Annotated in this window: 20 protein-coding genes, 1 tRNA gene and 1 pseudogene; 9 read left to right on the top strand and 13 right to left on the bottom strand. The window is 64.1% G+C overall.

All coding sequences use genetic code 11. From position 1 onward, the window contains the following. Nucleotides 1-75: 75 nt before the first annotated feature. Nucleotides 76-1455 carry an MBL fold metallo-hydrolase gene (locus tag AC5Y3P_RS07090; protein WP_500045172.1) on the bottom strand — a complete coding sequence of 460 codons (1380 nt, stop codon included), beginning with the start codon at nucleotides 1453-1455 and terminating at the stop codon, nucleotides 76-78. A 143-nt stretch (nucleotides 1456-1598) separates the two neighbouring features. On the opposite strand from AC5Y3P_RS07090, the gene AC5Y3P_RS07085 reads away from it, so the two are divergent. After that, nucleotides 1599-2477: a sulfite exporter TauE/SafE family protein gene (locus AC5Y3P_RS07085; RefSeq protein WP_500045171.1), complete on the top strand. Its 879-nt coding sequence runs from the start codon at nucleotides 1599-1601 to the stop codon at nucleotides 2475-2477. A 43-nt stretch (nucleotides 2478-2520) separates the two neighbouring features. Here the strand turns inward: AC5Y3P_RS07085 and AC5Y3P_RS07080 are convergent, their stop codons facing one another. Then, entirely contained in the window at nucleotides 2521-2778 is a 258-nt protein-coding gene (locus AC5Y3P_RS07080) for a hypothetical protein (protein ID WP_500045169.1), read from the bottom strand. A gap of 243 nt (nucleotides 2779-3021) precedes the next feature. Here AC5Y3P_RS07080 and AC5Y3P_RS07075 point away from each other — a divergent pair, with 243 nt between their 5' ends. The 3 genes from AC5Y3P_RS07075 to AC5Y3P_RS07065 all read left to right on the top strand — a co-directional run bounded on the left by AC5Y3P_RS07075 (nucleotide 3022) and on the right by AC5Y3P_RS07065 (nucleotide 5352). Next, nucleotides 3022-3513: a hypothetical protein gene (locus AC5Y3P_RS07075; RefSeq protein ID WP_011562222.1), complete on the top strand. Its 492-nt coding sequence runs from the start codon at nucleotides 3022-3024 to the stop codon at nucleotides 3511-3513. Then, nucleotides 3510-4616, top strand: coding sequence for a protein kinase domain-containing protein (locus AC5Y3P_RS07070; protein WP_011562221.1), 1107 nt, complete (start codon nucleotides 3510-3512; stop codon nucleotides 4614-4616). Before AC5Y3P_RS07075 ends, AC5Y3P_RS07070 begins: the two co-directional genes overlap by 4 nt. Before the next feature lie 436 nt (nucleotides 4617-5052). Continuing rightward, the gene (locus tag AC5Y3P_RS07065) at nucleotides 5053-5352 is read left to right on the top strand and encodes a hypothetical protein (protein ID WP_011768395.1); all 300 of its coding nucleotides are present in this window, start codon (nucleotides 5053-5055) and stop codon (nucleotides 5350-5352) included. Between the two features lie 284 nt (nucleotides 5353-5636). On the opposite strand, the gene AC5Y3P_RS07060 is transcribed toward AC5Y3P_RS07065, so the two are convergent. The 5 genes from AC5Y3P_RS07060 to AC5Y3P_RS07040 all read right to left on the bottom strand — a co-directional run bounded on the left by AC5Y3P_RS07060 (nucleotide 5637) and on the right by AC5Y3P_RS07040 (nucleotide 13228). Then, nucleotides 5637-7679, bottom strand: a complete 2043-nt coding sequence (locus tag AC5Y3P_RS07060) for an ATP-binding protein (protein WP_011562219.1) — start codon at nucleotides 7677-7679, stop codon at nucleotides 5637-5639. A gap of 705 nt (nucleotides 7680-8384) precedes the next feature. Beyond that, on the bottom strand, nucleotides 8385-11453 hold the full coding sequence (locus AC5Y3P_RS07055; protein WP_094288134.1) for an MMPL/RND family transporter: 3069 nt from the start codon (nucleotides 11451-11453) through the stop codon (nucleotides 8385-8387). 93 nt (nucleotides 11454-11546) lie between these two features. Then, the gene (locus AC5Y3P_RS07050) at nucleotides 11547-11975 is read right to left on the bottom strand and encodes a DUF6188 family protein (RefSeq protein ID WP_011562217.1); all 429 of its coding nucleotides are present in this window, start codon (nucleotides 11973-11975) and stop codon (nucleotides 11547-11549) included. Between the two features lie 75 nt (nucleotides 11976-12050). Then, the gene (locus AC5Y3P_RS07045) at nucleotides 12051-12722 is read right to left on the bottom strand and encodes a TetR/AcrR family transcriptional regulator (protein WP_059161835.1); all 672 of its coding nucleotides are present in this window, start codon (nucleotides 12720-12722) and stop codon (nucleotides 12051-12053) included. After that, on the bottom strand, nucleotides 12719-13228 hold the full coding sequence (locus AC5Y3P_RS07040) for a PaaI family thioesterase (protein WP_059161836.1): 510 nt from the start codon (nucleotides 13226-13228) through the stop codon (nucleotides 12719-12721). Before AC5Y3P_RS07040 ends, AC5Y3P_RS07045 begins: the two co-directional genes overlap by 4 nt. A gap of 104 nt (nucleotides 13229-13332) precedes the next feature. Here AC5Y3P_RS07040 and AC5Y3P_RS07035 point away from each other — a divergent pair, with 104 nt between their 5' ends. The 3 genes from AC5Y3P_RS07035 to AC5Y3P_RS07025 all read left to right on the top strand — a co-directional run bounded on the left by AC5Y3P_RS07035 (nucleotide 13333) and on the right by AC5Y3P_RS07025 (nucleotide 16219). Further along, entirely contained in the window at nucleotides 13333-14046 is a 714-nt protein-coding gene (locus AC5Y3P_RS07035) for a TetR/AcrR family transcriptional regulator (RefSeq protein ID WP_500045168.1), read from the top strand. Between the two features lie 701 nt (nucleotides 14047-14747). Then, the gene (locus AC5Y3P_RS07030; protein ID WP_283610861.1) at nucleotides 14748-15137 is read left to right on the top strand and encodes a hypothetical protein; all 390 of its coding nucleotides are present in this window, start codon (nucleotides 14748-14750) and stop codon (nucleotides 15135-15137) included. Between the two features lie 200 nt (nucleotides 15138-15337). Next, nucleotides 15338-16219, top strand: coding sequence for a hypothetical protein (locus AC5Y3P_RS07025; RefSeq protein WP_500045167.1), 882 nt, complete (start codon nucleotides 15338-15340; stop codon nucleotides 16217-16219). Between the two features lie 4 nt (nucleotides 16220-16223). On the opposite strand, the gene AC5Y3P_RS07020 is transcribed toward AC5Y3P_RS07025, so the two are convergent. The 4 genes from AC5Y3P_RS07020 to AC5Y3P_RS07005 all read right to left on the bottom strand — a co-directional run bounded on the left by AC5Y3P_RS07020 (nucleotide 16224) and on the right by AC5Y3P_RS07005 (nucleotide 19520). Beyond that, nucleotides 16224-16694 (bottom strand): transposase, encoded by a 471-nt coding sequence (locus AC5Y3P_RS07020; protein ID WP_500045166.1) that lies wholly within the window; start codon nucleotides 16692-16694, stop codon nucleotides 16224-16226. A 70-nt stretch (nucleotides 16695-16764) separates the two neighbouring features. Further along, nucleotides 16765-18327, bottom strand: coding sequence for an AICE element replication initiation protein (locus AC5Y3P_RS07015; RefSeq protein ID WP_234815187.1), 1563 nt, complete (start codon nucleotides 18325-18327; stop codon nucleotides 16765-16767). 133 nt (nucleotides 18328-18460) lie between these two features. Further along, complete coding sequence (locus AC5Y3P_RS07010; RefSeq protein ID WP_082948431.1) at nucleotides 18461-18658, bottom strand: helix-turn-helix transcriptional regulator; 198 nt, start codon at nucleotides 18656-18658, stop codon at nucleotides 18461-18463. A 505-nt stretch (nucleotides 18659-19163) separates the two neighbouring features. Beyond that, complete coding sequence (locus AC5Y3P_RS07005) at nucleotides 19164-19520, bottom strand: hypothetical protein (RefSeq protein WP_234815186.1); 357 nt, start codon at nucleotides 19518-19520, stop codon at nucleotides 19164-19166. On the opposite strand from AC5Y3P_RS07005, the pseudogene AC5Y3P_RS07000 reads away from it, so the two are divergent. Beyond that, a pseudogene (locus tag AC5Y3P_RS07000) lies at nucleotides 19431-19838 on the top strand (tyrosine-type recombinase/integrase); the annotation flags it as partial. The gene AC5Y3P_RS07005 and the pseudogene AC5Y3P_RS07000 sit on opposite strands and share 90 nt — an antisense overlap. A gap of 209 nt (nucleotides 19839-20047) precedes the next feature. Here AC5Y3P_RS07000 and AC5Y3P_RS06995 read toward each other — a convergent pair. Then, a tRNA-Pro gene (locus AC5Y3P_RS06995) sits at nucleotides 20048-20121 on the bottom strand. A 212-nt stretch (nucleotides 20122-20333) separates the two neighbouring features. On the opposite strand from AC5Y3P_RS06995, the gene AC5Y3P_RS06990 reads away from it, so the two are divergent. Next, nucleotides 20334-20504, top strand: coding sequence for a hypothetical protein (locus tag AC5Y3P_RS06990; protein WP_500045165.1), 171 nt, complete (start codon nucleotides 20334-20336; stop codon nucleotides 20502-20504). Nucleotide 20505: 1 nt separating this feature from the next. Here AC5Y3P_RS06990 and AC5Y3P_RS06985 read toward each other — a convergent pair whose 3' ends face one another. After that, complete coding sequence (locus tag AC5Y3P_RS06985; RefSeq protein ID WP_500045164.1) at nucleotides 20506-21465, bottom strand: metallophosphoesterase; 960 nt, start codon at nucleotides 21463-21465, stop codon at nucleotides 20506-20508. Between the last annotated feature and the right edge of the window lie 54 nt (nucleotides 21466-21519).

Below are 21519 nucleotides of genomic sequence, written 5' to 3'. Positions count from 1 at the left end.
GCCGCAGAAAGCAGCTATCAGCCAGTCGGTCTCGGAGTTCGGTGCCAAGCCGGGATCACCCCGCAGACCCGTCCGTCAAGCGTTCTGGCGGGATTCCACCCAGGCGCCATAGCCACCGAGGATGTCGCTGACGTCGCCGGAGCCGCGCCGACGCAGCAGACTTGCCGCTGCTGAGGACCGGTAGCCGCCGGCGCAGTACACGACCGTGCGCTGGTCCTGGTCCAGTTCGCTCAGCCGGGCGGGCAGCTGGCCCACCGGGATCGAAACGGCGCCCGGGATGGCTCCTTCGGCGACCTCGCCGGGATTGCGCACGTCGACCACCTGCAGTTCGGCCAGTTCGGCGGCGCGCTGATCGAAGGCCTGGGCGGTGAGCCGGGAGGCGACCTGCACATCCTCGGGATGCTCGAGCAACGCCTGGATCGGCCGATCCAGATGGCCGATCACCCGGTCGAAGCCGATCCGGGCCAGTCGGGTCTTGGCCTCCAGTTCCTGACCGGGCGCGGTGAACAGCACGATGTCGACGTCGGTGGGCACCACCGATCCGGCGAACTCGGCGTACCGACCTGCCAAACCGATGTTGATGGCACCCCGCAGGTGGCCCTGCGCGAACTCCTCGGGGTTGCGGCCGTCGATCAGGACGGCGCCGGACTGCACCGCTTGGCGGACCTGCTGATAAGTCAGCGCGGCCGGTGGCCGGGCTTCGTCGAGCAGCGCGCGGTCCTTGCGGTTGAGGATCGCGTCGTACCCGAAGTAGCTCGGCGCGGGCGGCTGCCCCTCGGTGACCAGGTTCAGGAACGTGGCCTTGTCGGGTGCCCGCAGCGCGTAGTTGGTCTGCTTCTGTTCGCCGATCGTGGACCACAGCTCGGTGGACAGGTTCTTGCCGCAGGCCGAACCGGCACCGTGCGCCGGATACACCCGGGTGGCGTCGGGCAGGGTCATCAGCTTGTCGTGCAGCGAGTCATACAGCTTGTCGGCCAGCTCTTCTCGGGTGAACCCGATCGAAGCCAGCAGATCCGGGCGGCCGACGTCACCGATGAACAGCGCATCTCCGGTCAGCACCCCGTACGGCACCTCGTCGTCGGGATATTCGTAGACCACGACGCTCAGTGATTCGGGGGTGTGGCCCGGGGTGTGCCGGAACTCCAGGGTGACCTCGCCCAGCGAATGGCGTTCACCATCGGCCACGCCCATCGACTCGAACTCGGTCTCGGCGACCGAGGAGTAGACGATCTTGGCGCCGGTGGCCTGGGCCAGTTCCAGGTGACCGGACAGGAAGTCGGCGTGGAAGTGCGTCTCGATGACCAGCTCGATGGTGTAGCCGTGTTCCTCGGCGTCGGCCAAGTACTCGGCCACGTCCCGCTGCGGATCGACAACCACTGCGCGGCCGGTCTTTTCGTCGGCGATGAGATAGGACGCGTGCGACAGGCAGTCCAGGTAGTACTGGATGAATTTCATGATGACGGTCCTTTCGCGGATGCCGGAGGAGACTCGCTTGCTTATACCCCTAGGGGTATGTATACCATGAAACGGTAGATACCCCCAAGGGTATGAGCCGAGACCGGGCGACAACCCCTCGAGCCCGGTGAGAGGAACCCGACATGACCCCAGCGTTGACCATCGTGTTGGCCGTCTTGGTCGGCGTCGCGCTGGGCTTGCTCGGCGGCGGCGGGTCGATTCTGACCGTGCCACTGCTGGCCTACGTGGCCGGGATGGAGGCCAAACAGGCGATCGCCACTTCGCTGCTGGTAGTCGGTGCCACCAGCGCTGTCGGCGCGGCTTCGCACGCTCGCGCCGGTCGGGTGCAATGGCGCACCGGACTGATCTTCGGTGCGGCCGGGATGGTCGGCGCCTATGCCGGTGGGCTGCTGGCCCGGTTCATCCCCGGTCCGGTCCTGCTGATCGGCTTCGCGGTCATGATGGTCGGCACTGCGGTCGCGATGCTGCGCAGCCGCAAGGACATCGGCGGCCAGGTCGACGGCCACCGCCTGCCGGTGCCGAAGATCCTCGCCGAAGGTGCGGTGGTCGGACTGGTCACCGGTCTGGTCGGCGCCGGCGGCGGCTTCTTGGTGGTGCCGGCGCTGGTGTTGCTCGGCGGGCTACCGATGCCGGTGGCGGTCGGTACCTCGCTGATCGTGATCGCGATGAAGTCGTTCGCCGGGCTGGGCGGGTATCTGTCCAGCATCCAAATCGACTGGGAGCTGGCCGGGGCCGTGACTGCCGCGGCAGTGCTGGGCGCCTTCCTGGGAGCCCGACTCACCACGATGATCGACCCCGACGGGCTCCGGCAGGGCTTCGGCTGGTTCGTCCTGGTGATGTCCTCGGTCATCCTCGGCCAGGAAATCCACGCCGGCGTCGGTATCGCCGCCGCGGTGCTCACCGGACTCGCCGCAGTCGTGACGTTCATCTGTTCCCGGGTGCCCAATTGCCCACTGCGACGCCGCCGCGCGGCGCCGCCGCTGAGCGCGGCCGCGGCATGACGCGGCCCTGACGCAAGCAGGCCCCGACCCAGGTTTCCCTAGGTCAGGGCCTTACTTGCAATGTCGGGGTGGCGGGATTCGAACCCACGACCTCTTCGTCCCGAACCACGACACCAGCGAGTTTGATTGAGTTGACGTCGTTGGGCAGCGTGAGGAACTGCAGGTCAGCGGTGTTGGTTGGGTTGGGTGTCACGGACGGCATGCGAATCAACTGCGGACTGACTGCGGACCACAGCGAATGGAGTTGATCGACAATGGCCGACGCTTTGGTGATCAGGAGAAGTCGGACAAGCAGTCCCACTTCATCCTCTGAGCCCGCAGTGTGAGGTGCACGTCACGTGCGAGACGTACGTACACGTCGAAGCAATCCGCTCAAGCCGGACTCCTAGTAGTAAGGGCGGTCGCGTCTACCGCGACAGTGATCAAAATTTCCGATGAATGATCGCGCCCGCCGGGGTGGCGTGTCAGCATCTACTCGCTCGAGCGGTGACCAGAACACGGTGGCATTTCGTTAGCCAGTCGGCACCACGGAGCGGTTGACGGCATGGACAATAGATCTGTGCGGGCTGCGGGGTTCAACGTCGAGGCAGGGACGCTGCTGCTGGCCGTCGTGGAACGCTCCGATGAAGGACCGGCGACGCCAGTGCCCGTTACGACTCCTAAGCTGACGCCTGCAGACTTGCCCGAAGCGCAGAGTCTCCGCGACCTCGCCAAGCGGGTGGAACAGGAACTCCAGGCCGCACGGGTAGATGCGGTGGGGCTCGTCCATACGCGCGCGTTCAGGAATCTGCAGTACAACCAGGTCTACGCCCGGGTAACAGCGATCTGCGCGGTCATGTTCGCGGCCGCTGAGCTGAATGTCGGCTATGAAACCCTGACCACGGAGACGATTGGAACGGCGGTCAGTTGCCCACCGAAGTCGCTCGGCACATTCAACTTCGCCGTGCTGGGCTTCGACCAACGGCCGAGGTTCTGGACGACAGGATTGGCTGAGGCGTATGCCGCTGCCTACACATTGGTCGGAGGCACGACGTGACGGCGCCTGCTCAGATGCCGAGTGAACCCAACATCCCGAGCCTCGAGCGTTCCCGTCCACTCCGTTTGGCCTTCGAGTGCCTGCAGACGCTGCCCGAAGGCTCCAACCCGGTGCGCGTCTGGTGGGATGAGAATCTGCAGTGCGAGCAGGTCGGAAAGCGGGTCGACCTCTCAAATCTCGATGACGTGCTGCCGGAGCCAGCAATCCTGCGACAGATTCGGCACGACCACGTGGTGCCGATCCTCGCTGCGCCGGTTGTAGACGGCTTTCCGCAACCGATGCGGGTGATCGAGATCGTCACCCCGTACTACAAACGGGGCAGCCTGACCGACGCGTTCATCCGCGGCGAGCGATTCGGCCCTACGGAAACAGTACGCATCGTGCAAGCCGCATTGCGCGGGTTGGGACACCTCCACGAGGTGCATGGCATCCTGCACCGCGACATAAAGAGCCCCAACATCCTGTTGACCGAGGACGAATTCCTCGCCAGGGTAGGAGACTTGGGTTGCGCAGGCCGCATCGGCGAGGACGGGCGCACCCCGGCACTGGACATCCCCACCCTGTACAGCCCGCCCGAACTGGTCGGAACAGGCATTCTTACCCGGGCAAGCGACTTGTATCCGATGGGGCTCGTGCTGCTCGAGCTGCTCAAAGGCGGATTCGACTATGACGCGTACCCTAAGTCTGACGTCGTGCGTCGTCTGCTGCGAGGCGTCTCTCCGCTGTCGATGGCCGAGCGTAGCCACCCCATCTGGGCATCGCGATCACTGCGTCGAATCCTGAACAAGTCCTTGCATTCTGTTCCCGGCCAACGCTTTCAGACTGCAAGCGAGATGGACAATGCCCTGTCTAGAGCCCGTGTCATCGACTGGGCGGAGACCGACACGCTTCGATGGGAAGCGCCGTTCCGCCACCACCGCGGCCGCCGCGTCCGCGTTGAGGCCGTTCAGCGACGCAAGGGCGGATTCCGTCTATCGACGCAGATCAACAGCGGCAATGGATGGCGCCGCTATGGCTTGGCCGACCTCGATGTCGAAGCTCTTGATTCATCCCGTGCCCGTAGCTTGTTCGACCAGGCGACAGATAGGGCCATCGTCCGCTGAGCTGCTCGCTCCACTGCTCGCCGCTCTGACTCGGTGAGCGCCGCCGACAATCCATCGATTTCATCCCGCCGGCTCCTGTCGATTTCCCACGTTGCTTGAGGGCTCACGCCTCTCGGGACGAGCCAGCCGTTCAGCGTCAAGTCGTCGAAGACGGCATCGGCGGCTGATTCGGTTACCCCGCGACTGTCAGGCTTTAACCGGCGTAACGCCCGTTGAGCAAGGCCGGAGGGAAGCGCCTGCAGCACTTCCTCGATGAGTGCTTGACGAATCCATGAATCTCGGCGTAATTCAGCGCCGACCTGTTCGGCGTGTCGCCGCAGGGCGTCGACCGCAACCAGTACGACCGCATTCGGGGTCAGAAGCGGCTGGTCCATGCGCTCAAAGTTACTACGCGTTACGCGTCACGCGTAGTTATTGCTGCAGTTACGATCTAACCGTGTCACTGGCTGAAAGCAACGAATTGCGGCAGTTGTCGCGCGTGTTGTTCGGCCAGGCCCATCGTCTGTCGGTGATGGTGGGAATTGCCCGCGGCGGGAAAGAATTCGCCCTCTCCGAGCTCGCTGACGAACTGGGATTTGAGTATCTGAGCAGCATTCAAGACCCGATCAGGGATCTTGAAGCCTCGGAGTTGATCTCGCGGATACCAAAGGTAGCCAACAAGGTTCGCTTCCGCAAGAACAAGAGCTACGCCTGGAAGTGGGCTGAGGAGCTCGCGTCCCGGTACCCCGAGCAATGATTGGCCGGATCAATGATTTCGATGCCGCGGTGATGTTTAGTTGCGGTTCGATCGAGTTCGCGTGAGTGCCCACCTAATCCCCCGAGCCGTCTTTTCAACGCGCCCATGCCGCACTCGACGCCAACTGAACGCCCGCCAAGAGAAGTTCGCGGCGGCCAGTTAACCGACGCGATGGTGTGTCGCCGTCCTTGGAGTCCGACGACACATCCGAATCCGTCTGTTTGACGGATCGTTGGAGATGGCCTGTGAGAGCTGGTGCCGCCCGACCGTGGGCTACAGGGTCGTCAACTCGAGGGTAGGCCCAGCTTGTCGAAGAAGGCGCGGTTCCGCTCGGTCGCCGCATTGACCAGCCCGTCGAAGCTCATGACTTCGATGTAGGCCTTGGCGTTGTCGTTGAAGCCGAAGTATCCGAGGCCGTCATGGGTCGGCCGCAGGTTGGAGACCTCGCACCGCTCGATCATCTTGTCCGTCAGGTCCGCGACGATGTAGCAGAACGCCGGCGGGTCCTGAGTCGGCGGGATCGGCCTCCCGGTCGCCGTTAGTACACCACCGGCGCGAACCCTCTTCACGTAGTCGAGGCACTGCTGTATCGGGTTCTTGTCCTCGGTGGCGTCCTTGCGCATGGGGCGCTTGATCTCGACCACAACGATCGACGGCAGGGGCAGTCTCTCTCCTTCAGCTGCGAGTACAGGTGAGTCGACGAGCCGCGTCGCGAGGATGTCGGGCTCTTTGGTGGACTCGTCCCCAGTGATCGGCATGCTCTTGAGCGTCTTATCAGAGGCGAGGTAGTCGTGGAAGGCAAGTCGCTCGTCGATGATCCACAGGTTGGACGCGTCGGTGGCGATGTCGTTGGACTCCGTTCGCATCGGGATGATCAGTGAATGGATTGCGTCTTCGCGGCTGTATTTCCCGTCCGTGTCCGCCCGGATCAGACGCGCGAGTAGATCCAGTACCGTCCGGCGGCGTGACACGTATGCGGCCAGGTCAGATTGATTGATCTCGCTGACGGTGCTGAGGTACGCAGCAAGACGTTCCGCGTAATCCTCCGCCGGCTCGGAATCGGCCTCTGCGGAGATCTGCTGGCCCTGCACGAACGCTTCCGCCTCGATCTTCTGTAGATGCCCATGGAGCTGGAGCTCGAGGTCCTGATCCTTCACCGAGGGGTCGACCGTAATGCCGCGCTCCTCGATCCTGGCCAGCACCGGCCGGTACCGCGGGGCGCGTGTGCTCACGAAGTCGTGGACCCGCTGCTTGCCTTGTGTGCGGGCTGAATCAAGCGGCTCCTTCAGCATGTTCCCGATTTCCTGGAGCACGGCAGCCCGGATGTCGTCCAGCGCGAGGTCGTCGCCGAGCTGGTCGCCCTCAATACGGTCGGCGATATCGAACGCCGTCCGGTCGGACCGAACGCGTTCGTCGAGGTAGCCCGACGTCAGGTAACACGCGTAGACGAACTCACCGGACTCCCCGTCCTTGAGCCTGCCATGAAGCCCTGGGACCTTCCCGTTCAAGTTCTCTTCGATGACGACACGGCTCGCCGCGCACCAGTGGAGGCGAGGGACGGAGGTGCGCGCGGAAGGCTTGAGGCGCAGGTTCAGCATGTCGAACCGTTGCCCCTCGACCTCGATTGTTGACGACGACATCTTTGAGTCCACGAACTCGTCCATCAGGTCGGCCAGGGACACCGCCTCGTCGTCGTCCGCGACCACCACCACGGGCGCGCCTCCGGGCCGGAGGAAGTACCAGATGCAGTGTTCGAGCACCTCACGCGCAATGGCATCGACACCCTTCGGCGCGTACTGCTGAAACGTCTTCTTGAACCCATCGAGGTGCACTTCAGCTCCGGGCTGTGTGAACCCGTCCGTATCGCCGTCGTCCTCAACCTCGCGGTCGATCGAGAACCTGAACTGGCGACCCCGGAGTGTGCCGGTTTCGTCCTCGTACGTGCTGCGCACCGATACCCTGTCGAATGCTTTGAGCCAGAGGAGCCGTCCCACGCCACGGCAGCCGAGGTCTGACTTATAGTCGCTGTCCAGGGTCTCGAACGAGGAGAGGTTCGCCGACGTGAATCCCACGCCGTCGTCCTTCACGGTGAATCCGACGATCGGCTTCATGGGAGCACGACCGGGACCCGCGGCGCCGAAGTCAAACTCCGCCTGGGCGTCGCGGTGCACCTTCACGTCGACCCGCCCTGGACGGTTTGGGTCTTTGGGCCGTGCGTCGATCGACTGGATGCTGTTCACTATCGCCTCAAGGAGCGGTAGCAGGGCGTGACTCTTGGGCAGGCTTGTGTTCCGGACTCGACCCGCCAGCGAGGTGGTCAGTGCCATGGTGTCCCCCTACCTCAGTCGAGCGCCTAAGCCTATAGGCGGAGTTCAGCCTCCGGCGGGGTATCGCCGCGGGGTCCAAACCCTGGCGCATGTCTGGCGCAATCGTGATCGTCTCACTGATGGCCGACAGCTCCGCACTGACATCGCTGTCGCCGGAGCGACGCTGCCTCGGCAGTGGATATCTGCGTCTGTGAACAGAGCCAAGTTTCCAGGTGCCGATGTATCAGTGGTCAACCTCGGTGTCCGACTCGGACTCAGTCGCCCGGCTGTGCGGTCATCGCCGCGTATCGGTTAAACAGCAGCTGCTGGCGGACGGTTTCGTCAACATTTCCGTCAATCCCGAATTTCCAGGACTCAGACGCCACCCATCGCATCGCTGCACCGCTCATGTCTGCGGGCGACCCTTGCGATAACGAACTCCGCGGCACCGCCCTTACAACGACGCCGGCCACGAGCACCTTCTAAATGCAAGGACCGATGCCGCTGATTGCCCTCGCAATCCTCGCAGAACAGTGTCTTGCGCAGTGCCCGATTGGGTGTGGACGCAATATCGTCCGTCGATAAGCGGCCTGCTGTACTGGCGTAGGGGTCATATTCGGGCGGGGCGAATTCCACGCTGACGGGTTTGGTTGGCAGCCGGTCGCCACCTTTTTGATTCGTATGCCTGTTGACTTCCCGCGTATGGGCGACGGCGCGAAGCGGTGTTCAGGTTGTGCTGGTGTTTGGTTTGGTGGGCCACCAGCTGGCTTCGCGTAGGAGTGTGGCGATGGCGGGCACGGTGAGGGTGCGTACGAGGAAGGTGTCGAGCAGTAGTCCGAATCCGATGATGAGGCCGGCTTGGATCATGATGGCCACTGAGCCGACCATGAGGCCGAACATGCTGGCGGCGAAGATGAGGCCGGCGGAGGTGATGACGGCGCCGGTGTTGGCGACGGTGCGTAGGACTCCGACGCGGATGTTACTTCCGGATTCTTCGCGCAGCCGGGAAACGAGCAGCATGTTGTAGTCGGCGCCGACGGCGACGAGGATGATGAATGCCAACAGAGGCACGGGCCAGGCGATTTCGTGGCCGAGGATCAATTGGAATACCAGGACGCCGAATCCGATCGAGGCGAGGTAGTTGAGCAGGACGGTGCCGAGAAGATAGATCGGTGCCAGTAGTGCGCGTAGCAGCAGCACCAGGATGATGCCGACAATGATGGTGGTGGCGAGGGCCAGTTGGGCGAAGTCTGCCCACAGGAGCCGTTGGATGTCGGAATTGACGGCTGGGAAGCCGGCGACAGAGACGGTGGCGTCAGAAAGCGAGGTGTTGGGCCGTGCGGTGTTGGCGGTGTTGGTGATGCGGTTGGCGAGGTCCATGGCTTCGACGCTGTAGGGGTCGTGGCTGGTTTCGATCATGAACCGTGCTGTTTTGCCGTCGGGTGAGAGGAATTGCTTGGCGACGTCGGTGAATTGGCGGTTCTCGAAGGCGTTGGCGGGCAGGTAGAAACCGCTTGATGAGTCGGAGTCCTGGGCCGCGCGTGCGGAGTTTTGTAGCTGGGTGGCGATCTGGCTCATCCCGGAGAGCATGTCGATGTTGCTGTCGGCCAGGGTGCGCACACCGGTGGCCAACGCTTGGGCGCCGGAGGCGAGTTGGCCGATCCCGTCTTGTAGGCGGCGCAGGTTGCCGGCCAGGTCAGCGGGGTTTCCGAGGGCCCCGAAGGCCTTGTCGAGTGAGGTGACGGCGTTCTGGACGGTGGTGAGTGTTCCGGCGACGGTGGCATTGCTGGCGGGGTCATAGCGGTCGCCGAGGTCGGCGATCTGGTTGAAGAATCCGCTGTTGCGCAGTGTGATCAGGATCTGTACTTGGTCGCGGATCTGGGCGCATTGGGGTGTGGTGGCACACCACGGCGAGGTGTTGAGGGCACCCACGAGCGGCTCCAAAGTGGTGATCGCGTGTTGTGCCTGGTCGGCCAGGGGGCGTAGTCCTGGGCCGGATTGGATGGCCTGATCGACCGCAGGGGCGGTCGCTGACAGTTGTTGCAGCAGTGGTCGGAACTGGTTGACCTGAGTGCCGGCGGATTGGGCTTGAGTGAGGATTCCCGCCAGGGGGGCTAGGGCGGTGCGCACGGTGGTGTCGAGTTGGGCCAGTCCGCCGGCGAGTTGATCGGCGCCGTCGGTGAGTTTGGTGAGGTCGTCTCGGCGGGCGTTGCCGTCGGCGACTGCGCCGGCCATCTTGTCTCCGATTTGACCGTTTTGCCAGGCCAGTTGCGCTTGATCGAGGCGTTCCCCGGTGGGGCGGGTGACACCGGAGACTTTGGTGACACCGGGAACCTGGGAGACGCGGGACGCCATTTCGTCGAGGTCGGCCAGTCCCTTGCCGGTGCGCATGTCGGTGGGGCTCTCGACGACGAGGAATTCGGTGATGACGACGTCTTTTCGGAAGTGGCGGTCCAGCAGCTGATAGCCCTGGTTGCTGGCGGTGGTGGCAGGTTGGCCTTTGCGGTCGTCGTAGCTGATTTTGATGGTCACGGCTACCGCGGACAGTGCGAGCAGGATGACGAGGCTGACGATCAGCAGCGGCACCGGGCGGCGCACCACCGCCACGGCGACACTGTTCCAGTAGCGACGGGTGCGATCGGATTTGGGTTCACCGATGCCACGTTTAGCTGCCAGCGCCAGCACTGGTGGCAGCAGGGTGACTGTGGCCAGGAAACCGAAGAGAACGGCGATGGCGCACGCCGGGCCCAGGGCGGCGAACACACTCAAGCGGGCGAACACCATCGCCAGGAAGGCGAGTGCGACAGTGGCTGCTGAGGCCAGGATTACGCGGCCGATGCTGGCGGTGGCGTGGATGATGGCCTGATCCGCCGGCACCTGTGCGCGGCGCTGCTCGTGGTAGCGGCTGATCAGGAACACGGTGTAGTCGGTGCCGGCGCCGAGCAGGATCGCGGTCATGAACGCGACGGTGAATTGGGACACCGGCATACCCATCTCGCCGAGCGCGGACAGTACGCCGCGCCCGACGGCCAGGCTCAGTCCGATGACCAGCAGCGGCAACAGTGCGGTGAACACCGACCGGTAGACGATCAGCAGGATCAGGGCGATCATGCCGGCGGTGGCGATCGAGATCAACAGCAGATCGTGCTCGGCGGAGGCGATCATGTCGCTGAACGTCGCCGGCGGTCCGGTGACGTGCGCGGTGGTGGTGGAGTCGCTGAACACCTCGGCGGTGATGTCACGCACCGCCTTGACTGACTCGGCGGCCGTGGGGTCACCCAGCGTGCCGGTCACTCCGACCGGCAGATACCACGATTTGCCGTCGGCGCTGACGGCTTGGGTTTTCGTGACCGGATCGGCCAGCAGATCCTGCACCAGCAACACGTGCTCACTGTCAGCGCGCAGCCGCTCCAGAAGGCGGTCGTAGCGCTGCTGGGCCGCAGGGGTCAGCCCGGCAGGATCTTCCATGGCCACAATCAGCACGGTTTTCGACCCTTGCTCGCCGAAGGCCGTGCTCATCCGCTCCACCGTCTGCAGGGACGGGGCGTCGCGCGGTATCAGATCCACCGACTGCTGCCGCACCACCGTCTCCAGCTGCGGGAACAGCAGCGCCAGGATGATGGCGGCGCCGATCCACACCCCGATGGTTAATGCTTTGTGCCGCACTGTGAATCGGCCCAGCGCTGCCAGCCGGGCGCTGTACTCGCGGCTGTGTGCGGGATCGGCGGAAGGGCTGTCACGCCGGCGAGTTGGGGCTGCAGGTGCTGTCGAGGAGCCTGTCGTGCGGTCGGTCACCGAACCTCCCCTGGTCGACGATACTATCAGTATCGCTACGCTACAGCATGTAGCGAAGTGGTTCGCAGTTGGTCGGCGCCAGCTGGAGCGGGCCTATCGTCGGTTCACGATGTTGGCGTCGTCGTCGTCGGGGATGTCGTGCCGGACCACACGGACTCGCCCCTGAGGTAGGCAAGCCATGTATCCATGTCGCTTTCCGTACAGCTCCCATGCGGTGACCTGCTCGTCGGGATCGACGTCGATGCGGTGCCCGCGGGAGAAGGCCAGATGCAGACCTCCGTCGTCACCAGACCAGGCCTGGGTGCACACAGCGCCGGCCAGATTGAGCAGCGGGCGCTCATGCACCGAGATCCGCAAGGGGTTGATGAGTACCGCCTCGGTGGGAAAGCGGCCGGCCGCAGGCAGGGTGAGCAGCAAGGGGCGCGAGATCACGACCTCGTTGTAGTCGTCAAGGTCCAACACCAAGCCGTCGCGCACAGAGACACGTTGCACGACACAGTCTTCAATCCATTGGGTGTACATGGCCTTCTCCTTCGACGCATCGTTGAGCCGTACCTGAAGAGTACGACAGGTATCGCTGCGATACCAGAAGTAGCGTTACGGTGCGGTTGTGCTCGGGGCCGCCCTGTCGATGACTCTGCGGGTGGCCCGGTCGATGCGATCGCGGGTATCGGCTGCCGACACGCGCCCACTGATGAAGGCAACGAGGTTGGCCAGCCAGATGTCGGAGATAACGCCGGCGACACACAGATCTGCCGGTGTCGGCTCGCCACCTCCGAGGGTGCGGGCCAGCAGGATTTCGATCGTTGCGGCGGCGCGGTCGAGCTCCGCGGCGGCGCGGGTGTCGGCAACGGCGAAGGCCCGGGTCATGGCGTCGGTCAGCAGCGGGTCGCGCTGCCACCGGTCGTGTAGATGGGCGGTCAGTCGATCCAATCGCTGTTGCGGTGTGCCGGCACCGCTTGCCCAGTCGCCGGAGACATCAAGGCGCTGAAATTCTCGGGTCAACGCCGCCACCAGCAGGTGGGTCTTCGCCGGGTAGTACCGGTACAGCGTGCCCACGGCGATACCGACTCGCTCGGCCACTGTCCGCATGTGGACCGCTTCGTAACCGCCCGTGGCAGCAACAGTCAGCGCGGCATCCATGATCGCTTCGCGGCGACGCGCCGAGGCACGCGAACGCGGCACCTCAGCTGCGTGGGCCTGGTCGGAAGCCGGACTGGCCTGATTCTGCGCGGGATTGCTGCTCACCCGAGCGCTGGCGACAGTCACGGCGTTTGGCCGTTGACGCCGCTGCGGCGCGAGAACTGCTCGAAGATCTCACCGAAACCGCTGACATCGCCGTGAGCGGCGAAATGCGCGGTGTCGACCACAACGAACACTGCGCTCGCAGTGAACCGGGTGACCCCCTCACAGGTCCCGGTCGCCGCAATATGCAGCGCCCGCCCCTCACGGGCGCTGATGTGCGCGGTGATCCGGTGGGGCTGATGCAACGGCACTGGCTGCAGGTACTCCACCGTCAGAGTGCGCGTCACCGCCGGGGTTCCGGCGATCCACAACGTAAAGCCCAGCACGTCATCGCAGGCAGCGGCCACCGCCCCACCATGCGCCAAGCCCGGGGCTCCAATGTGACGCTCGTCGAACGTGACATCGGCATACACCGAATCCGCACTGCGGTGGACCTCCAAATGCAGGCCATGTGGGTTGGCCGGGCCGCACCCCATGCACGTCGGGGTGTGCGAAGGTAGCCGTTCCGACGGCACTGCACTATCTGGCACGAGGACACTCCCGGTACATCTAGTTTCGCTGCGATACTCTTGGTACCACAACTGCTAGACTGCTGTGCGCGACATCGCCTGAAATCGACCGCCGAGGTGACCCCGTGAGCGACAGCAGTCAGCCATCCCTGCACGATGATGACGACATCGACCCGCGGCGGATACGGTCACGCAACCGGTTATTAGACGCTGCCGCAACGCTTCTGAGCACCGGAGGCGTCGAGGCCGTCACCATCGATGCTGTCACCAAAGCATCCAAGGTTGCCCGTACCACCCTTTATCGGCATTTTCAGAGCTCGTCGCATCTGCTTGCCGCGACGTTTGAGCGGCTGCTGCCGCAGGTGACCACACCGGCACCGACCAGCGGTTCCCTGCGCGATCAACTCATTGAGCTGCTCAGCCGCCAAGCCGCCCTGTTCAACGACGCCCCGCTGCACGTCACCACCCTGGCATGGCTCTCACTCGGGCCGACCGGTGCCAAAGACGAGACCGAGGATCGCCACGCATCCGGGGCTCTGCGGGCCCGAGTCGTCGACCAGTACCGACAACCGTTCGATGCGCTCCTCAAGGACGATAAAGCTCGAGCCGAACTCGACGACTTCGACCTTGAATTGGCGCTGTGCCAACTCGTCGGCCCGCTGGCCTTCGCACGCATGACCGGGATTCGCACCGTAACCCACAAGGACTGCGCGAACATCGTCGACGATTTCCTCGCCGCCCACTGTGAGACCAGGGATTACGGTGGCGACCAGGCGAAGCCCAGAACCACGCGGCGGTCAGACGGGCCGCGCCGTCCGTCTAGGCAGATAGTCACCTGATACCGGCACGGGGCGGCTCTGTCGGCAACCACAGCATCCCTCAAATGCTCAAGGTGGAGCCGTTTAACCCAACTCCGATCGCAGGCTAGAGCCGGATGCGAAGTACGTTCGACCGCGGAAAGATTTGATCCCTGAGTAGTAGCCGGGACATCAACCATATCGGCGGAGGATCCGCCCGTAGACAGCTCAGGACGTCCCCGCCGTAAGTGTCGTGACCGAGAAATGAGGAGGCGCCGGGTTCAACAGCGCCGGTACGCCGACTTCGTGTGGCAGGTTGTGCCGTTGACGTGCTCGCAGAGGGATTTCGACTGCCCGACGACTCTCGATGCGCATGGTGCGCCATGGTGTACGAATCTCGGTGCTGAACCACGGCCTCTATCCACATCGGGTCCGAGCGGTACATGAATTCGCGCCAGTCACCTGGGCCGCGTGAACCGGAGAACGAATTTCGTCCGTCGAAAATCAGCGGATCACCGCCCAGAATGCAAGAGGTGTGTGGGCGCGAGGTGGCGGCCAATGTGGTCTGTTGGGAGGACGGAGGTGGACGCGACTGATTGCGTGAGCGAGTAGACCCGTTGCGGTATCTGGCGGTTCGAGGTTCGGTACTTGAGGACGGCCCGTGCGGGCATGCGGAAATTGGTACATGTCGAATGTGGCTGAGGTGGTGGCCCGGAGGTTCGCCGTGAACCTAGTGTTCGGCCATGGCGAAGAGGTCGAAGAAAGCGAAAAGGGCGACAGCGCTTGAGGCGGCAGGGGAGTTGATGAGTTCCAGACGTGTGGTGATGGAGCGAGTCGCCCTGGTGAGCGCGATAGGCCGTATGCGGCAGGCGACTGTCCTGTCTACTGCCGACGTGTGGGATGACGTGTGGGACGACGGGCATCGCTCGGGGGCTCCGCGTGTGGCGAACGACGAGGAAGTTACTGCCGCTGTCGGGAGGCTCATGCAATCGCTGATCGACTACGGAACTGCGGTCAAGCTGGCGCACGATCACGGTGCTGATCTCGACTTCATTGCCTCGGCCGCTGCGCTTGGGGAGGACGTCTCGATCGACGAGATCCGCTGCGTGATGTCCTTTTCGGAATTGAACTAGCTCGCCTGATCACGATTGGCGACCTCGATGGCCGTGAGGATCAGGTCGACGAATCGCAGGTGCGTTCGGCACAGATGTGGTGTGGCTTCGCGACTTCTCGAGCTTGTCTACGAACACGTCTCTATTCCAAGGGTCTAAACGGATCGCCAATGTGGCTGTGGTGGTGGACTATTCCGTCCGTTGGTTCGTAGGTTGCAGGAATGGGTGCGAACGAGACGCTGAAGGCGAGACTTCGAGCGGTCGAACGACAGCGCAAGAAGAACGAGGATAGGGCCCGGCGTGATCTCGTCAATGCGGCTGACGCCGAGTCTATCCGCGCAGCGCTGCACCGAGTCGGCGCTGTCGATACGTGGGAACGTCGGCGCTTCGACCAGGCGGCGGAAAATATCCGCGCCGATGCGGTAAAGCGTCGGGCAGGTCACTTTTGTAGTCTGTTGGCGTTGGTCGGGCAGATGCGTGGCCGTGGACTGACCGTTGCGCAGGTCGCTGAGCTTGTCGGTGTCGATGTCCGCGATATCCAGTCCGAGCTACGTCGGGCGCGGGCCGAAGGCAAGGGTGGACCCGGGCCAATACGTTCGAGGGCCGCACGGTCGAAATCCGGTGATACCGAAGTCGCGGAGGCTGACGTGGGCGTTGATCCGACTTCCGACGGTGTCGAGAGGACTGCGTGCGGGGCGAGCGGGAATGGTGCTTACGATCCGACTCGGTGTGTTCGCTGCGATGCGGTGATGCTTGATGAGGAAGCTTCGCCCCGGCGTGGCCGCCGCCGGCTGTATTGCACGGATACCTGTCGTCGGGACGCATCGGCGGCCCGCATGGCGGCGGAGCGCTTCGGGGAGCCTATTCGCGTGATCGAAGTCCCGAAAGCCGCTGCACCGCAGAAGCAACCTGAAGGAACGCCCGACCCGCACCGACCCGACGCACCGATGGATGCCGCCAGCGACGTCTTGGAAGACGGTGAGGCGCTACGGAGGGTGCTCGCTCGGGTAGCAGAGCAAGCCCGACTCAAGAAGCTGGATCGTGTTACCTTGATGGCCGCCCGTGACCTGTCCAATGCTGTTCGTCCGCACCGCGATTGGTGAGAAATCACGTCGTTCGGCGAAGCCTGCGGATTGTGTTTCTATGCGATCGTCGTGCGGCGGGGCTGCATCCGGTCATGCTGGCTGCGCTACGGCCTGCAGTGTGGATCGTCAGCCGGGCGAGTTCACCTTTCATATGTTCGATGCTGGCCAGTAACTCGTAGACCATGGTCTTGCGTGCGGCGGAGATCACCTCTGATGCATCTTCACTCTGCGGTAGGTAGCCGTTCTGTCGGCCGAAGTCGTCGACCACGGTGTCGATGGTGTCGTCGAATTGGGTGGCCAGCTGTTGTGCGTCGGTGTCGGCGTGTTCCTTGATGAACTCCTCGTGTTCGTCGGGGGTCCAGGAGGGTGGGAACGGCAGATGTGTTCGGTAGAGGCCTTGGATCGCGGCATCGAGTTGGCCGCACAAGGTGATCGCGGGCCAGTCGCTGATCGCGGCGGTGGCCAGTTTCTCCAGATCGTCGTCGAGACTCATCGCGGCTGCTCCCTTACGGCTTGTCCTGATAATGCCCGTAGGCACTGACAACTCGTCGAATGTGGGATTGCTACGCGGAGAGGTCGTCGTGGCGTTCGTCGTCAGGGCGAGCCGCGTGGTTCTCAGCGACAGTGATCGAGGAAGGGGTGGGCCGTCGCAGCGAGGGGTGCGAGGATTGCGAGGCTCGGAGGACCGCGACATCTTCGGACGGCGGATAGATCGTCCAGAGCAGAACGTTGCGATGGTTGCGGGCCCCGTCGTCTTCGATCACCCATCCCAGTTTCCGCAGCGCCGGTGCGTGTCTGCGGAGCAGACTTGTCACCTCGCGGCCGTTGCGGGGCCATTCCTTCGGGCGTCGCCAATGGTCGCCAGCAGGGGTTACGGCGGTGTGTAGGTCAGCGCCGGACTGGCTGCGTAACGGTTCTCGGACGTGCTGGCGCAGCTGATCGATGAACGGGTTGCCTGCCAGGCTGTCCTCCGAGAGTTGGTCCGCGCGTGAGGTGTAGCGCCGTAAGCCATCAGTCGACAAAACCTGGTCGACCGCCGCCAGCACGCGACCGAAGTCCGCCATCCGTGGCGCATCATCTATCACCAGCGTTTCCAGACGGTGATGAACAGTCGCGGCCAGTTCGAGTAGCCCACTCAAAATGCCAGGTAGAGCCGCGTGCCACAGTTGTCGCATCGTGGCCTCCGGCTGTCGCATGTGACGCTCTATGCGTCGCAAGTCGATCATCGCCATGCGTTCGGCGAGGTCGGGTCGCACCGCTCCGACGTCGATGCCATTGATGATGACGCAGCGCCGAAACTTGACCACGGCCAAGTCAGCATCGGTGTAGAGCGCGCGTTTGACGTTGCCGTCGCCGGTGGCGGCGCGGCACAGCGAGTCCGACAACCAAGGCGGGATCGCTGACAGGTTGTCGAGGGCGACAACCCACGAGCCGGCGGCGGCGGTCACCCAGGATTCGGCGTCGCGAGGCGGCTGGCGCAGCGCAACGGGGGCGGGGTCGATGAGGTCGACCAGCATGCGCGTTGTCGTGGTCTTGGCGCTGCCTTGCTCGGCGAAGAGCGCCAGGACCGGATGCGGCACATCGCACTGAATCAATGCGGCGATGAGCGCTGCGAGCAACACGGGACGGTCTTCAAAGGCGATGTTGATGAAATCCCACAACCCGTTCACATCGCCGGATGGGGGCGGTAGCGGCATCGCCGCTGTCAGCTTGGTGCGCAAGAACCGTACCGGGGCAGTGTCGATGATCGACCAGGCGCCGCGGTGGATGCGAATGACTTTCCCGTCGGTTCGTCCGGTGTCGATGTAGCTGATTCCTCGGTGCTCAGCGATGCGGAGATGCAGCTTCTCAGGTCTCTGGTTGGCGGCCAGGCCTTCGAGGACCAGGGTGGCGTCGGTGAGGGCCTGGCCGCCGGCCACGGTGCCGGTCTCCGCGAAATAGCGGGAGGCGAGTTGGGCGCGTAGGCCGGCCTTGCCCGCGCGCAGCAGAATCGCCAGATGAGGCCGGGTTCGGTCAGCGCCGAAGGGCTCTCCGTCTTCGGAGACGCCGAGGAGGTACCGCTCTTGCGCCATGCAGACCAGGCGCGCGGCGACGGACTTCTTGTCGCTTTCGTTGTTGGCACTCATAGGGTTTCCTGCCTGCGGTGCTTCTGCGGGCGGGCATGACGGGCTATTCTCATGAGGAACTTCCGGTTGAGCGATCGGGTGGTTCGAACGAAAGACCTCGGCTAGCCCCCGGGGTCTTTCTCATATGCGGGCCTCATGCAGCGTCGCCGCCTCCGCGTCGGGTTGCGCTCTCCTGCTGCGAAATCCACCTAAGAACCTCATCGCGCCGATACACGACACGGCGGCCCAAGGTGAAGCTCGCCGGTCCGATATCCGAGTGTCTCCAGTACCGCAGTGTCCCAACCGGGACACCGATCATCTGCGATACCTGTTTAGCTCCAAGCAATTCCATCACATTCCTCCTGAATCACAGTCGGTTCAACTGAGCCAACGGTGACACCAGAGAAGTCGATCCGTCCACCACCACAGCCAACTTTGGTCTTGATTTGGTGAAATCCGTTTCTTGTCAGTAGCTGTCGGCGCTCAGTGGCACACTTACGGTGACGGAGGAGCAGACTATGCAAAGACGTAACCGCCGGGCCGGCGTCGAGGATCGTTGGCGGCGGGCAGACGGCAGCCCCACAGCGCGGGCCAACAAAGGGCGTCGCTGGCTGGCCCGCTACGTCGACGACCAGGGGCAAGAAAACACCAGGTCCTTCGATCGCAAAGTGGATGCTCAAGCCTGGCTCGATGAGATCACTGCCATGCAGGTGACGGGCGCCTATGTCGCGCCGAAGGCGGGTCGCGTCAGCGTCGGCGAACTGTATGCGAAATGGGTCGGAACGCAGAGCCATCTCAAGAAAACCACCGCGTCGACTCGGAGGTACACCTGGCCGGTGTACGTCGAGCCGCGGTGGTCAGCGGTCGCCGTCGCCGACGTCCAGACGACGGACGTGCGTGCCTGGGTCCACTCGATGACGTCCTCGGGTGCCGGGGCCGCCACCGTTGAGAATGCCGTCGGCATCTTGCGTCAGGTACTGGAGATGGCGGTCGAGGATCGACGGATCGCGCGCAATCCGTGTGCGGGGATCAAGCTTCCTCGCCGCAAGCGGCGGCCGCGCGGGTATCTGACGCACCGGCAGGTGGAGCAGCTCGCGATTGAAGTCGGGCCGGATGCGACGGTCGTGCGCTTCTTGGCCTACACCGGTCTGCGCTGGGGAGAAATGGCGGCGCTGCGCGTCGGTGACGCGAAGATGCTTCGACGTCGCATCCACGTCCGGGAGTCCGTGACAGAGGTCGAAGGGCAACTGGAGTGGTCGTCACCCAAGTCGTACGAGCAGCGGATGGTGCCTTTCCCCGCATTTCTTGCTGACGAACTGGCCGTCCTGATGATTGGGAAGAAGCCCGATGACCTCATCTTCGCCGCGCCCGAAGGCGGAGTTCTGAGAGTGTCGAACTGGCGCCGCCGAGTCTTCAACAAAGCGGTCAAGCGGGTCCTCGAGAAGGATGCGACCTTCCCAGTCGTAACTCCGCACGATCTCCGTCACACCGCCGCATCCCTTGCCATCAGTGCCGGCGCCAATGTCAAAGCCGTGCAGACCATGCTGGGGCACGCCTCGGCGGTGCTGACCCTGGACACTTACGCCGACCTGTTCCCAGATGATTTGGAGATGGTTTCCGCGGCTTTGGACGACGCGCGAACCAAGTCCCTAAAAGCTGCTGCGGACCAACTGCGGACTGGAACGAAAGAAGGCCCCGAACTGGAGAACCAGTCAGGGCCTTCTACCTGCAGTCACACGAGTCGGGGTGGCGGGATTCGAACCCACGACCTCTTCGTCCCGAACGAAGCACGCTACCAAGCTGCGCCACACCCCGTGTGAAGCCACGACAGCGTATCGCACCGGTGGCCTCCGGTGCCAAACGGTTCCGATCCAGTCGATCCGCGGGCGGCGGCGATGCGATCTCGGTCACAGCGCAAGGGGCACGCGGTGGGGTTCACTGACGGGCCCGGGATGAATCTGGTGTGTCGTTCGCGTTCTAGGTCATGAATCACTGCGAATCTGATCCTTGAGCAAAGGCAGGGAGTCATGACTGCGTTGGGCGCCAGCCTCTACGGCGGCTTCTTCGGACTGGCAGCGCTGTGGTTGTTCTTGACCGCCGAGGACGAGGGATCGGCTGCGTCAACGAACACCGAGCACGACGCCGGCGATTCGGAACCAGTATTGATCGGCTCGGTGGCGGAGCGGCAACGGGATTGAGTCAGTGCACCGCCGCCGTCGGCTGGGTCTGCCCCAGTGTCCGGCTGGAGTCCCGACCGCCGGTCGGCGCCGCGATCAGGGTCAACAGTGTGGCCTCGGGCCGGCAGCAGAACCGCAGCGGCGCGAACGGCGAGGTGCCGATGCCGGCCGAGACGTGCAGCGTGGTGTCGGCGCCCCACCGTGAGACGCCCTTGGCGCGCGAGGTGTCCAGATCGCAGTTGGTCACCAGTGCGCCCTTGAACGGCAGGCACAGCTGGCCGCCGTGCGTATGCCCGGCCATGATCAGCTGGTAGCCGTCGGCGGCGAACCGGTCCAGCACCCGGGTGTAGGGCGCATGCACGACCCCCAGACGCAGATCGGCGGCCGCGTTGGCGGGCCCGGCGATGGTGTCGTAGCGGTCCCGGTCGATGTGCGGATCGTCGACGCCGGCCGCGGCGATCGTCACCCCGCCCACCTCCAGTTCGCGACGCGTGTGGGTGAGGTCCAGCCAGCCGCGCTCGTTGAACGCCGCGCGCAGATCCTGCCAGGGCAGCGGAGTGCCGTGCGAGCGGTGGTCACGGTCGGTGAGGTACTTGGCCGGGTTCTTCAGGGTGGGCGCGAAGTAGTCGTTGCTGCCGAACACGAACACCCCGGGCACCGAGAGCAGATCGCCGAGGGCCTGCACGACGGCCGGGACCGCCTTGGGGTGGGACAGGTTGTCCCCTGTGTTGACCACGAAGTCCGGATCCCAGCGGGACAGCTCGCGCAGCCACGCCTGCTTGTGCCGCTGGCTGGGCCGCATGTGCAGGTCGGACAGGTGCAACACGCGCAGCGGTGAGGATCCCGGTGAGAGCACCGGCATGGTCACTTCACGCACCACGAACGCGTTGCGTTCGATCAGCGTGGCGTAACCGATGCCGGCCACGGCGGTACCGACTGCGGCCAGGGCGGTGCGACGCACGGCAGGGGGAACGACCAGCATGGGTACAAAGGGTAGCCCCCTTGCCGCCCAGGTGGAGCCAGAGCGTCCAGCTTG

This window comes from Mycobacterium sp. NGS45, from assembly GCF_059812645.1.
Note: the sequence above shows the minus strand (reverse complement) of the source record. Positions and strands in the feature narration are given on the sequence as shown.

What these genes read in the sequence shown, in the direction of transcription:
- AC5Y3P_RS07075 (WP_011562222.1), top strand. Translation starts at nt 3,022, where the DNA reads ATGGACAATAGATCTGTGCGGGCTGCGGGGTTCAACGTCGAGGCAGGG.
- AC5Y3P_RS07015 (WP_234815187.1), bottom strand. Translation starts at nt 18,327, where the DNA reads ATGAGTGCCAACAACGAAAGCGACAAGAAGTCCGTCGCCGCGCGCCTG.
- AC5Y3P_RS07030 (WP_283610861.1), top strand. Translation starts at nt 14,748, where the DNA reads ATGGCGAAGAGGTCGAAGAAAGCGAAAAGGGCGACAGCGCTTGAGGCG.
- AC5Y3P_RS07090 (WP_500045172.1), bottom strand. Translation starts at nt 1,455, where the DNA reads ATGAAATTCATCCAGTACTACCTGGACTGCCTGTCGCACGCGTCCTAT.
- AC5Y3P_RS06990 (WP_500045165.1), top strand. Translation starts at nt 20,334, where the DNA reads ATGACTGCGTTGGGCGCCAGCCTCTACGGCGGCTTCTTCGGACTGGCA.
- AC5Y3P_RS07085 (WP_500045171.1), top strand. Translation starts at nt 1,599, where the DNA reads ATGACCCCAGCGTTGACCATCGTGTTGGCCGTCTTGGTCGGCGTCGCG.
- AC5Y3P_RS07050 (WP_011562217.1), bottom strand. Translation starts at nt 11,975, where the DNA reads ATGTACACCCAATGGATTGAAGACTGTGTCGTGCAACGTGTCTCTGTG.
- AC5Y3P_RS07060 (WP_011562219.1), bottom strand. Translation starts at nt 7,679, where the DNA reads ATGGCACTGACCACCTCGCTGGCGGGTCGAGTCCGGAACACAAGCCTG.
- AC5Y3P_RS06985 (WP_500045164.1), bottom strand. Translation starts at nt 21,465, where the DNA reads ATGCTGGTCGTTCCCCCTGCCGTGCGTCGCACCGCCCTGGCCGCAGTC.
- AC5Y3P_RS07025 (WP_500045167.1), top strand. Translation starts at nt 15,338, where the DNA reads ATGGGTGCGAACGAGACGCTGAAGGCGAGACTTCGAGCGGTCGAACGA.
- AC5Y3P_RS07010 (WP_082948431.1), bottom strand. Translation starts at nt 18,658, where the DNA reads ATGGAATTGCTTGGAGCTAAACAGGTATCGCAGATGATCGGTGTCCCG.
- AC5Y3P_RS07020 (WP_500045166.1), bottom strand. Translation starts at nt 16,694, where the DNA reads ATGAGTCTCGACGACGATCTGGAGAAACTGGCCACCGCCGCGATCAGC.